General features: G+C 61.5%; 10 protein-coding genes. 7 read left to right on the top strand and 3 right to left on the bottom strand.

The features are described from left to right. Nucleotides 1–93 precede the first annotated feature (93 nt). Nucleotides 94–750, bottom strand: coding sequence for an HAD family hydrolase (locus tag ACQRBT_RS10760; RefSeq protein WP_412046180.1), 657 nt, complete (start codon nt 748–750; stop codon nt 94–96). A gap of 143 nt (nt 751–893) precedes the next feature. Here ACQRBT_RS10760 and ACQRBT_RS10765 point away from each other — a divergent pair, with 143 nt between their 5' ends. Together ACQRBT_RS10765 and ptsP are read left to right on the top strand one after the other, a co-directional pair. After that, entirely contained in the window at nt 894–1,373 is a 480-nt protein-coding gene (locus ACQRBT_RS10765; protein WP_003176750.1) for an RNA pyrophosphohydrolase, read from the top strand. 22 nt (nt 1,374–1,395) lie between these two features. Further along, nucleotides 1,396–3,675 carry a phosphoenolpyruvate--protein phosphotransferase gene (gene ptsP / locus ACQRBT_RS10770; protein ID WP_161548633.1) on the top strand — a complete coding sequence of 760 codons (2,280 nt, stop codon included), beginning with the start codon at nt 1,396–1,398 and terminating at the stop codon, nt 3,673–3,675. Between the two features lie 106 nt (nt 3,676–3,781). Here ptsP and ACQRBT_RS10775 read toward each other — a convergent pair whose 3' ends face one another. Next, nucleotides 3,782–4,528, bottom strand: coding sequence for an NRDE family protein (locus ACQRBT_RS10775; RefSeq protein ID WP_060753509.1), 747 nt, complete (start codon nt 4,526–4,528; stop codon nt 3,782–3,784). A 215-nt stretch (nt 4,529–4,743) separates the two neighbouring features. On the opposite strand from ACQRBT_RS10775, the gene lgt reads away from it, so the two are divergent. Together lgt and ACQRBT_RS10785 are read left to right on the top strand one after the other, a co-directional pair. Beyond that, complete coding sequence (gene lgt, locus ACQRBT_RS10780; RefSeq protein ID WP_060753508.1) at nt 4,744–5,556, top strand: prolipoprotein diacylglyceryl transferase; 813 nt, start codon at nt 4,744–4,746, stop codon at nt 5,554–5,556. A gap of 52 nt (nt 5,557–5,608) precedes the next feature. Beyond that, nucleotides 5,609–6,442, top strand: coding sequence for a thymidylate synthase (locus ACQRBT_RS10785; RefSeq protein WP_060753507.1), 834 nt, complete (start codon nt 5,609–5,611; stop codon nt 6,440–6,442). Between the two features lie 42 nt (nt 6,443–6,484). Here ACQRBT_RS10785 and cadR read toward each other — a convergent pair whose 3' ends face one another. Continuing rightward, nucleotides 6,485–6,934: a Cd(II)/Pb(II)-responsive transcriptional regulator gene (cadR, locus tag ACQRBT_RS10790; protein WP_060753506.1), complete on the bottom strand. Its 450-nt coding sequence runs from the start codon at nt 6,932–6,934 to the stop codon at nt 6,485–6,487. 85 nt (nt 6,935–7,019) lie between these two features. Between cadR and ACQRBT_RS10795 the strand changes: the two genes are divergently transcribed. The 3 genes from ACQRBT_RS10795 (at nt 7,020) to ACQRBT_RS10805 (ending at nt 11,491) form a co-directional block, all read left to right on the top strand. After that, nucleotides 7,020–9,308 carry a heavy metal translocating P-type ATPase gene (locus tag ACQRBT_RS10795; RefSeq protein WP_412046179.1) on the top strand — a complete coding sequence of 763 codons (2,289 nt, stop codon included), beginning with the start codon at nt 7,020–7,022 and terminating at the stop codon, nt 9,306–9,308. A 16-nt stretch (nt 9,309–9,324) separates the two neighbouring features. Next, nucleotides 9,325–10,188 carry a LysR family transcriptional regulator gene (locus ACQRBT_RS10800; RefSeq protein ID WP_090368163.1) on the top strand — a complete coding sequence of 288 codons (864 nt, stop codon included), beginning with the start codon at nt 9,325–9,327 and terminating at the stop codon, nt 10,186–10,188. A gap of 238 nt (nt 10,189–10,426) precedes the next feature. After that, nucleotides 10,427–11,491, top strand: a complete 1,065-nt coding sequence (locus ACQRBT_RS10805) for a putative 2-aminoethylphosphonate ABC transporter ATP-binding protein (RefSeq protein WP_412046178.1) — start codon at nt 10,427–10,429, stop codon at nt 11,489–11,491.

Genomic DNA, 11,491 nt, shown 5'->3' on the forward strand with positions numbered 1-11,491 from the left:
GCCGCCCCAAACCCAGGCGCCTCGGTCTACCTGAAACACCCCAGCGTCCTTGTTGGGGCGGCTTCGCCCCCCAGCGCGGGGCAAGCCCGCTCACTACATGCGGAGTGTGATTACTGGCCAGCCGCGCTTCTCGGCCTCGGCACGAAGATTCGGATCCGGATCCACCGCCACCGGATGGGTCACTTGCTCCAGCAGCGGCAAATCATTCATCGAGTCGCTGTAGAAGTAGCTGTCTTGCAGGCTATATCCGGTTTCTTCCAGCCAACGGTTCAAGCGCGTCACCTTGCCTTCACGAAAGCACGGCACGTCGGTGCTGCGCCCGGTGTAGCGGCCATTGTCGATCTCGCACTCGGTGGCGATCAGGGTTTCAACGCCCAGGCGTGCGGCAATCGGCGCGGTGACGAAACGGTTGGTGGCGGTGATGATCACCAGCTTGTCGCCGGCGGCGCGGTGTTTGGCCAGCAGTTCCTCGGCCAGCGGCAGCATCAGCGGGTCGATGCAGTCGCGCATAAAGTCTTGGTGCCACTGCTCCAGCTGGGCCATTTCGGTACGGCCGAGGATTTCCAGGCTGAAGTTCAGGTAGGCGGCATTGTCCAGCTTGCCGGCCAGGTAGTCCTGGTAGAACGCGTCGTTGCGGGCCTTGTAGGCCACCGGGTCGAGAATCCCACGGGCGCACAGGTAATCGCCCCACGCGTGATCGCTGTCACCGCCGAGAAGGGTGTTGTCCAAGTCGAATAAAGCCAGGCGCATTGCAGTTACTCGCTGAAAAGTCTGTAAAAAGGCGTCCAGAATACGGTCTTTTCACAAGAGTGCACATAAGGTAAGAAGCCTCGTTGCCGCTTCATCAACCTTTGTGGAACAATGCGGCGACATGCGTTTGCGAGGTTGTTGCCGTGATCGACCCCGATGGTTTCCGTCCTAATGTCGGGATTATTCTTACGAATGATGCCGGACAGGTGCTATGGGCTCGCCGAATCAACCAAGATGCCTGGCAGTTTCCTCAAGGTGGGATCAACCCCGACGAAACCCCTGAAGACGCCTTGTACCGTGAGTTGAATGAAGAAGTCGGCCTTGAGCGTGAAGATGTGCAAATTCTGGCCTGCACCCGTGGCTGGTTGCGCTATCGTTTGCCGCAACGCCTGGTGCGTACCCACAGCCAACCGCTGTGCATCGGCCAGAAACAGAAATGGTTTCTCCTGCGCCTGATCTCCAATGAGCAGCGGGTGCGGATGGATTTGACCGGTAAACCGGAGTTCGATGGCTGGCGTTGGGTCAGCTATTGGTACCCGTTGGGCCAGGTGGTGACATTCAAGCGCGAGGTTTATCGTCGCGCTCTTAAAGAGCTTGCCCCGCGCCTTTTAGCGCGCGACTGACGACGGAGTTCGACCCCGAGCCATGCTCAATACGCTGCGCAAGATCGTCCAGGAAGTTAACTCCGCCAAGGATCTCAAGGCGGCGTTGGGGATTATTGTGTTGCGCGTCAAGGAAGCCATGGGCAGCCAGGTCTGCTCGGTTTACCTGCTGGACCCAGAGACCAACCGTTTTGTGCTGATGGCCACCGAGGGCTTGAACAAGCGCTCCATTGGCAAGGTCAGCATGGCGCCCAATGAAGGTCTGGTTGGCCTGGTGGGGACGCGTGAAGAACCCCTGAACCTTGAAAACGCGGCCGATCACCCGCGTTATCGCTACTTTGCCGAAACCGGCGAAGAGCGCTATGCCTCGTTCCTCGGCGCCCCGATCATTCACCACCGCCGCGTCGTCGGCGTGTTGGTCATCCAGCAGAAAGAGCGCCGCCAGTTCGACGAGGGTGAAGAAGCCTTCCTCGTGACCATGAGCGCACAGCTTGCCGGGGTCATTGCTCACGCCGAGGCGACGGGTTCGATTCGCGGCCTGGGCCGCCAGGGCAAGGGCATCCAGGAAGCCAAGTTCGTCGGTGTTCCGGGCTCGCCGGGGGCTGCGGTGGGGACGGCGGTGGTCATGCTGCCGCCAGCCGACCTCGACGTCGTGCCGGACAAGACCGTCGATGACATCGACGCAGAAATCAAACTGTTCAAGACCGCACTGGAAGGCGTGCGCGCCGACATGCGCAACCTGTCAACCAAGCTGGCGACCCAGCTACGCCCCGAAGAACGGGCGTTGTTCGATGTGTACCAGATGATGCTTGACGACGCGTCCCTGGGCAGCGAAGTCAAGAACGTGATCAAGACCGGCCAGTGGGCCCAGGGCGCGTTGCGCCAGGTGGTGACCGATCACGTCAACCGTTTTGAACTGATGGACGACGCCTACCTGCGGGAGCGCGCCTCGGATGTGCGCGACCTGGGCCGTCGCCTGCTGGCTTACCTGCAGGAAGATCGCACCAACAACCTGGTTTATCCCGATAACACCATCCTCGTCAGTCAAGAACTGACCGCCACCATGCTCGGCGAAGTGCCTCAGGGAAAACTGGTGGGTCTGGTCTCGGTACTCGGCTCGGGCAACTCCCACGTCGCAATCCTGGCCCGGGCCATGGGCATCCCGACGGTAATGGGCCTGGTGGACCTGCCGTATTCCAAGGTCGATGGCATCGACATGATCGTCGATGGTCATCGCGGCGAGGTCTACACCAACCCCAGCGTAGTGCTGCGCAAGCAGTACACCGAAGTGGTGCAGGAAGAGAAACAACTGGCGCTGGGCCTGGACTCATTGCGCGAACTGCCGTGTGTCACCCTGGATGGGCGCCGTATGCCGTTGCTGGTCAACACCGGCCTGCTGGCTGATGTAGCTCGCGCGCAGCAGCGTGGCGCCGAAGGGGTCGGCCTGTACCGTACCGAAGTGCCGTTCATGATCAACCAGCGGTTCCCGAGCGAGAAGGAGCAGTTGGCGATCTATCGCGAGCAACTGCAAGCCTTCCACCCGCTGCCGGTGACCATGCGCAGCCTGGATATCGGCGGCGACAAGTCACTGTCGTATTTCCCGATCAAGGAAGACAACCCATTCCTCGGCTGGCGCGGCATTCGCGTGACGCTCGACCACCCTGAGATTTTCCTCGTGCAGACCCGCGCCATGCTCAAGGCCAGCGAGGGCTTGAACAACCTGCGCATCCTGCTGCCGATGATTTCCGGTACCCATGAGCTGGAAGAGGCGCTGCACCTGATCCATCGTGCCTGGGGCGAAGTCCGCGACGAAGGTGCCGACGTGCCGATGCCGCCGATTGGCGTGATGATCGAAATTCCGGCTGCGGTTTACCAGGCCAAGGAGTTGGCGCGGCAGGTGGACTTCCTGTCGGTGGGTTCCAACGACCTCACCCAATATCTGCTGGCCGTGGACCGCAATAACCCACGGGTGGCCGACCTTTACGACTACCTGCACCCGGCCGTGCTGCAAGCCCTGCAACATGTGGTGCGTGAAGCCCATGCCGAAGGCAAGCCGGTGAGCATCTGTGGTGAAATGGCCGGCGACCCGGCAGCGGCGGTGCTGCTGATGGCGATGGGCTTTGACAGCTTGTCGATGAACGCCACCAACTTGCCGAAGGTGAAGTGGATGCTGCGCCAGGTCGAACTGAGCATGGCCAAGGACCTGCTGGCCGAGTTGATGACCATCGACAACCCGCAAGTTATCCACAGCTCGCTGCAGCTGGCGCTGAAGAACCTGGGGCTGACGCGGATGATCAACCCGGCCTCTGCCAAAACTCTCTAAAGCTTGGTACACATCAAAAATGTGGGAGGGGGCTTGCTCCCGATAGCGGAGGGTCAGTCAAGTAGATGTCGACTGACCCCCTCCCACAGTAGTTTTGTGGTGTTGCTCAGAGGCTGAGTTCTACTTCGCCCAACCTGCCTCCCAGTGGGCCGAAACTGCGTTCCACCATCCGCCGCGTCCCGTCGGCATTCACGATCAGCGCCGTACTCGCCCGCGTCCCATAGCTGGGGCTGGCAATGAACACGCTCGACAATAAACTCTCCGTGGCCAATCCCACGCCGGTGTCCGGCAAATCGGCAAACGGTGCGGTTTGTGGGTCACTCAATATGTCCAGCAAGGCTTGCGGCTGCGGATCTTCGAGCCGTTCGCGCAACGCCGCCTTGGCCTTGAGCAATTTGGGCCATGGCGTATCCAGCCCGGCATTGGAGAGCCCATAAACCCCAGGCTCCAGCCGTGTAGGCGCGGTGTGCTTGGCGTTGTAGTGCCACAGCTCATCGGGCGTGCCCACCAGCAGGTTAAAGCCGGCATATTCAATCGATCGTCCGTTAACGTCGGCCAAATAGTCGTCAATCGCTAATGTTCCGCTGAGAAAGCGCGCCACCAGCTCTCCCCGGGACTTGCGTGCCGGCGGCTGGTGCGGGTCCCGGATGTTGGTCAGGGCGGCAAAACGCCCGTCGGCGCTCACGCCCAACCAGGTGCCGCCCGCTTCCTGATCGCGACCGGCATACACCTGGGGCGCATCCGGCCACTGGGCCAGCGGCAGGCTGGGGCGGGCGTAGAACTCATCACGGTTGGCCGCGACGATCAGCGGTTGGGCGTGGCCCGGCCGCCAGGCGAAAACTATTAGGCACATCAGGCAAATCCCTTTTGTGTTTTTTGCCACTCTACTCACACCGCGGCGGGTGTTCCATCGCATCGAAGTTGGGTCGCACGCCTTCCATCCGTTAACATGCCTGGCGGTTCGGTACGTGTGAACTTCTTAATTTGAAATAGCGGCTGTAACGCAGGCTTAATCGCACACCGGCATGGTCCGGTGCGCCATGACTAATGATTTAACGAGGAGTCGCAATGCTGCCTTACCCGCAGATCAACCCGGTGGCCGTGGCCATCGGTCCGCTGCAAATCCACTGGTACGGGTTGATGTACCTGATCGGCATCGGCGGTGCCTGGCTGCTGGCTTCCCGGCGCCTGAACCGTTTCGACCCGACCTGGACCAAGGAGAAACTCTCCGACATGGTGTTCTGGATGTCGATGGGGGTGATCGTCGGCGGGCGCCTGGGGTATGTGTTGTTCTACGATCTGCCAGCCTATATCGCCCATCCGACGCTGATCTTCGAAGTGTGGAAGGGCGGCATGGCGTTCCACGGCGGGTTTGTCGGCGTGATGATCGCCGCGTGGTGGTTCGGCCGGCGCAATGGCAAGTCGTTCTTCCAACTGATGGACTTCGTCGCACCGTTCGTGCCGATCGGCCTGGGCGCCGGGCGCATCGGTAACTTCATCAACGCCGAATTGTGGGGCAAGCCGACTGACGTGCCGTGGGCCATGGTGTTCCCGCCGTTCAGCGACCCGGCGCAATTGCCGCGCCACCCGTCGCAGCTCTACCAGTTTGCCTTGGAAGGTGTGGCACTGTTCCTGATTCTGTACATCTTCTCGCGCAAGCCGCGTCCGACCATGGCGGTTTCCGGCATGTTCGCGCTGTTCTACGGGATCTTCCGTTTCATCGTCGAGTTCGTGCGGGTGCCGGATGCACAGCTGGGCTACCTGGCGTGGGGCTGGTTGACCATGGGGCAGATTCTCAGCCTGCCGATGATCATCGCGGGTCTGGGCCTGTTGTGGTGGGCTTACAATCGCCCGCAAGGCATCAAGAACACAGCGCTTTAAATTCGACGCCGAGGCTTTTGCCGGCCTCGGCTTCAACGATACGGGTACTCACATGAAGCAATATCTCGAACTACTGAACGACGTCGTGACCAATGGATTGACCAAGGGCGATCGCACCGGCACCGGCACCAAGGCCGTGTTTGCCCGTCAGTATCGGCATAACTTGGCCGACGGCTTCCCGCTGCTGACCACCAAGAAGCTTCATTTCAAAAGCATCGCCAACGAATTGATCTGGATGTTGAGCGGCAACACCAACATCAAGTGGCTGAACGAAAACGGCGTACGCATCTGGGATGAATGGGCCACCGAAGACGGCGACCTGGGCCCGGTGTACGGCGAGCAGTGGACCGCCTGGCCGACCAAGGATGGCGGCAAGATCAACCAGATCGACTACATGGTCCACACGCTCAAGACCAACCCGAACAGCCGCCGCATCCTGTTCCACGGCTGGAACGTCGAGTACCTGCCGGACGAAACCAAGAGCCCCCAGGAAAACGCGCGCAACGGCAAGCAGGCTTTGCCGCCGTGCCACCTGTTGTACCAGGCGTTCGTGCATGACGGTCATCTGTCGATGCAGTTGTATATCCGCAGCTCCGATGTATTCCTGGGCCTGCCGTACAACACCGCCGCGCTGGCGTTGCTCACCCACATGCTGGCCCAGCAGTGCGACCTGATCCCCCACGAGATCATCGTCACCACCGGCGATACCCATGCCTACAGCAACCACATGGAACAGATCCGCACCCAGCTGGCGCGTACGCCGAAAAAGCTGCCGGAGCTGGTGATCAAGCGCAAACCTGCGTCGATCTATGACTACAAGTTCGAAGATTTCGAAATTGTGGGCTATGACGCCGATCCAAGCATCAAGGCCGACGTGGCCATCTGAGGCCTGCACCGGTCATTGTGGGAGGGGCTGTGGTCACTAGAATCAGTGCCCATGGCTTCTGCCCACATGCGAAGGCTCAGCCTCGCTGGCCGCCACACTGCCGCTGACTTCCAGCCGCTGCAAAATCCCGCATTGATCCAGGCCCGCTCCACCGCCGCAGCGTTGGCGCAGGTCCAGCAGCTGTTCCTGTAGCACCAACAGCCCATCGATCCGCGCTTTCACGTGTTGGATATGCTCGTCGATCAAGGCATTCACGCTTTCGCATTGGTCCTGGGGGCTGTCGCGTAGCCCGAGCAGGCTGCGGATTTCTTCCAGGGTCATGTCCAGGCTGCGGCAATTGCGGATGAAGATCAGCCGTTCGGTGTGGGCCTGGGTGTATACGCGGTAGTTGGCGTCGGTGCGCGCCGGGGGCGGTAGCAGGCCCTCTTTCTCGTAGTAACGGATAGTTTCCACCTGGCAGTCGGTCAGTTTGGCCAGTTCGCCGATCTTCATTGCTGCAATCTCCAAATGGGTGCTTGACCCTATAGTGGCTACAGGGTCTTTACTTGGCAACAGGCACCTTTACGGACGCGACCGAATGAGCGATTCCATCCACACCCCGAATAAGCATGATCACAAACATGATCATGACCACGATCATGCACATAGCCACGACCACGGCGCCAAACTGACGCCGGTCAAGCCGCATGATCATGCCAGCCATGCGGGCTCTTGCTGTTCGAGCAAGGCTGCGCCTGCTGTGGTGACGCTCAGCCAAACGCCGACGGCGGGCTCGCGCTTGAGCACTTTTCGCATCGAAGCCATGGACTGCCCCACCGAGCAGACACTGATCCAGAACAAACTGGGCAAGCTCGCCGGCGTGCAGCAGCTGGAATTCAACCTGATCAACCGCATCCTCGGCGTGACGCATGACCTGCCGAGCACCGCGCCGATCATCGATGCCATCAAATCCTTGGGCATGCAGGCCGACCCGATTGAAGAGGGTGCCCCCGCCGCGCAGCCTCCCGCCAAGAAACACTGGTGGCCTTTGGCTGTGTCTGGCGTAGGAGCGTTGGGCGCCGAGGTGCTGCACTTCACTGGCGTCGCGCCGACCTGGGTGATCGCCTTGGTGGCGTTGGTGTCGATCCTCAGCGGCGGGCTTACCACCTATAAGAAGGGCTGGATCGCGCTCAAGAACCTGAACCTGAACATCAATGCGCTGATGAGCATCGCTGTTACCGGTGCCGTGCTGATTGGCCAGTGGCCCGAAGCGGCGATGGTGATGTTCCTGTTCACCGTGGCCGAGTTGATCGAAGCCAAATCCCTGGATCGTGCTCGTAACGCCATTAGCGGCTTGATGCAAATGACGCCGGAACAGGCCACGGTGCGGCAGGCCGACGGTTCATGGGTGGAACAGGAGGTCAAAAGCATTAAACTGGGCGCGATCGTTCGGGTAAAACCCGGTGAGCGCATCGGCCTCGACGGTGAAGTCACTGCGGGCCAGTCCACTATCGACCAGGCGCCGATCACCGGTGAAAGCCTGCCGATTGAAAAGACCGTGGGCGATAAAGTCTTCGCCGGCACCATCAACCAGGCCGGCTCCCTGGAGTACAAGGTCACCGCCGCGGCGAACAACTCTACGCTGGCGCGCATCATTCATGCGGTGGAACAAGCCCAAGGCGCGCGGGCACCGACCCAGCGTTTTGTGGACAGCTTCTCGAAGGTCTATACCCCGGCGGTGTTCCTGTTCGCGCTGGGTGTGGCGATCATCCCGCCGTTGTTCATGGCTGGCGCCTGGTTCGACTGGATCTACCGTGCCTTGGTGTTGCTGGTGGTGGCTTGCCCTTGCGCCTTGGTGATCTCGACGCCCGTGACCATCGTCAGCGGCCTGGCGGCGGCGGCGCGCAAAGGCATCCTGATCAAGGGCGGCGTGTACCTGGAGGGTGGCTACAAACTCGACTACCTGGCGCTCGACAAGACCGGCACCATTACCCACGGCAAGCCGGTGCAAACCGACTACCTGGCGTTGTTCCCCAACGTCGCGGACACCTCGCCCGCCCTGGCTGCCAGCCTGGCCGGGCGCTCCGACCACCCGGTGTCCCTGGCGATTGCCAATGCTGCTGTGGATAAAAAGCTGCCCCTACACGCTGTGGATAACTTCGCGGCCCTGGCCGGCCGTGGCGTGCGCGGGGATATCAACGGCGAAACCTATCACTTGGGCAACCACCGGCTGGTGGAAGACCTTGGCCTGTGCTCGCCGGCACTGGAAGAAAAGCTGTTCGCCCTGGAGAAACAAGGCAAGTCCGTGGTGTTGTTGCTCGACAAGTCCGGCCCCTTGGCGTTGTTCGCCGTCGCCGACACCGTCAAAGACAGCAGCCGTGAAGCCATCCAGCAACTGCACGACCTGGGTATCAAGACCCTGATGCTCACCGGCGACAATACTCACACCGCCCAAGCCATTGGCGCCCAGGTCGGTATCGATCAAGCCCAAGGCGACCTGCTGCCCACCGACAAGCTGCAAGCCATCGAAACCCTCTATGGCCAAGGCCACCGTGTCGGCATGGTCGGCGACGGCATCAACGACGCGCCGGCCCTGGCCCGCGCCGAGATCGGGTTTGCCATGGCCGCCGCCGGCACCGACACGGCGATCGAGACCGCCGACGTGGCCTTGATGGACGATGATTTGCGCAAGATCCCGGCATTCATTCGTTTGTCGCGGCAAACGTCGAGTATCCTCAAGCAGAACATCGTTCTGGCGCTGGTGATCAAGGCGATCTTTCTTGCCGTGACTTTCCTGGGCATGGCCACCATGTGGATGGCGGTGTTCGCCGATATGGGCGTAAGCCTGCTGGTAGTGTTCAATGGCCTGCGCCTGTTGCGCAAATAGAGGATGAGAGGGTGGTGTGCTGAGTGCCGAGTTGAAGGCGTTTTTCATGGTCGCCCGCCTGGGCAGCATTACCCAGGCGGCGAAGAAGCTCGGCCTGAGCCAGCCCACCGTCACCACCCAGATCCGCAACCTGGAAAGCCAGTACGGGGTCGAGCTGTTTTACCGTGGCGGGCGCCGCCTCACCGTCAGTGACGAAGGCGCGCGCCTGCTGCCGATGGTCAAGGCGCTGTTGCAGCAGGAAGCGGACATCGAGTTCTTCCTGCGCAACAACGGTCAGGTCCAGGGCGCTCTGCGCATCGCCGCGACGGCGCCGTATTACATCCTCGACCTGGTCAAAGCCTTTCGTGAGCGCCTGCCCCAGGTGGAGGTGTCGGTGGAAATCGGCAACTCCCAACAGGTGCTTGAAGCGCTGGATGATTACCGCGTTGACGTCGCCGCGTCCTCGCAATTGCTCGAAGACCCGCGGCTGATCCGCCGTGTGCTCGGCACCGACCCGTTGGTGTTGGCGGTCCATCGCAATCACCCGCTGGCAGCGCTGGAGCATGTGCCGCTGACGGCACTGGCCGGGCATACCTTGTTGATGCGCGAAGCGGGCTCGACCACACGGCGCCTGACGGAGGACCTGTTGCAAGGCGCGGGCGTGAGCCATGGCCCGTTGCTGGAAATCGGCAGCCGCGAATCGATCCGCGAGGCGGTGCTGCGCAACATCGGCATCAGCATCATTGCCCGCCAGGAAGTACCCCACGACCCGCAATTACGCGTGTTGACCATCGAAAACGCGCCGCAGATTGCCGAGTATCTGTACTGCCTCAAGGAGCGCAAGGGCGCACGGTTGCCGGCGGCGTTTCTGGGGTTGGCGCAGGAAATGTCGCCCCTCTGAGTAGGTAGGCGGCTTTGAGGGCCTCATCGGGAGCAAGCCCCCTCCCACATTCTGAATGTATTCACAGATCAAACTGTGGGAGGGGGCTTGCTCCCGATAGCGGCAGTCCAGCCACCGCACCTCCATGAGCCACACCCAAATCCACCAATACCACTATCACCGCGTTTTGCCTTCCTGCCACATGACCGACGCATTGCCCACCTAGCATGGCCTTCATCCGTTCGATGAGGTGCCTTGCATGAACACAGCCCTGACCCACCCCGGTGCGCCCATGACGGTGCGGGGCATCCAGAAACGCTTTGGTGCGTTTACCGCGCTGGACAACGTGTCCCTGGACGTCGCCGCCGGCGAGCTGGTGTGCCTGCTGGGCCCGTCCGGTTGCGGCAAGACCACCTTGTTGCGCTGCATCGCCGGCCTGGAACGCCAGGATAGCGGTGAACTGCGCCTGGGCCATCGCGACGTTTCCCTGCTCCCGCCTCAGGCGCGGGACTACGGGATTTTGTTCCAGTCCTACGCGCTGTTTCCCAACCTGACCGTCGAAGCCAATATCGGCTACGGTCTCACCGGCAGCGGCCGCGATGAGGTGCGCAAGCGCGTCGGCCAGATGCTGGAACTGGTGGGCCTGGTGGGCAGCGAAAAGAAGTACCCCGGCCAGTTGTCCGGCGGCCAGCAGCAACGTGTCGCCCTGGCGCGAGCGCTGGCACCGGCCCCTTCGCTGCTGTTGCTGGATGAACCGATGTCGGCCCTCGACGCCCGTGTCCGCGAGCACCTGTGCACCGAGCTGCGCCAGCTGCAACGACGCCTGGGCATCACCACCTTGATGGTCACCCACAACCAGGACGAGGCCATGTTGATGGCCGACCGTATTGCCGTGATGAACAACGGCAAGGTCGAGCAATACGCGACGCCCCAGGCGATCTACGACCGTCCGGCCACACCGTTTGTGGCGGAGTTTGTCGGCCAGGGCAACTGGTTGCCGTTCAGCCGCAACAGTGTCAGCCACGCTCAGGATGGTGGTATGAACCTGCGCTTGGCCGATGATGCCGGCGTGGCCCAGTCCGGGCGTTTGTTCTGTCGCCCGGAAGCCATCAGCGTCAACCCGCCGGTGCATGAAGAAAACCTGTTCCCGGCCAAGGTCCGCGAGATCACCTTTCTCGGCAACCGCTGCCGCATGAGCTTTGAGCTGGCGCAATTGCCCGGTCATCCATTGCTCGCCGAGCTGGCGCCGGAAGCCATGCCGCGCCTGGGTGCCCAGGATATCTGGGTGGCGCTGCCGCCGCGCAGCCTGCAGGTGTTTGCCTGA

This window comes from Pseudomonas sp. R19M (assembly GCF_050312585.1).
Taxonomy (GTDB): Bacteria; Pseudomonadota; Gammaproteobacteria; order Pseudomonadales; family Pseudomonadaceae; genus Aquipseudomonas; species Aquipseudomonas palleroniana.

Excerpts from the sequence above, each read along its gene's own strand:
- ptsP (WP_161548633.1), top strand. The coding sequence starts at position 1,396 with ATGCTCAATACGCTGCGCAAGATCGTCCAGGAAGTTAACTCCGCCAAG.
- ACQRBT_RS10785 (WP_060753507.1), top strand. The coding sequence starts at position 5,609 with ATGAAGCAATATCTCGAACTACTGAACGACGTCGTGACCAATGGATTG.
- ACQRBT_RS10805 (WP_412046178.1), top strand. The coding sequence starts at position 10,427 with ATGAACACAGCCCTGACCCACCCCGGTGCGCCCATGACGGTGCGGGGC.
- lgt (WP_060753508.1), top strand. The coding sequence starts at position 4,744 with ATGCTGCCTTACCCGCAGATCAACCCGGTGGCCGTGGCCATCGGTCCG.
- cadR (WP_060753506.1), bottom strand. The coding sequence starts at position 6,934 with ATGAAGATCGGCGAACTGGCCAAACTGACCGACTGCCAGGTGGAAACT.
- ACQRBT_RS10795 (WP_412046179.1), top strand. The coding sequence starts at position 7,020 with ATGAGCGATTCCATCCACACCCCGAATAAGCATGATCACAAACATGAT.
- ACQRBT_RS10760 (WP_412046180.1), bottom strand. The coding sequence starts at position 750 with ATGCGCCTGGCTTTATTCGACTTGGACAACACCCTTCTCGGCGGTGAC.
- ACQRBT_RS10775 (WP_060753509.1), bottom strand. The coding sequence starts at position 4,528 with ATGTGCCTAATAGTTTTCGCCTGGCGGCCGGGCCACGCCCAACCGCTG.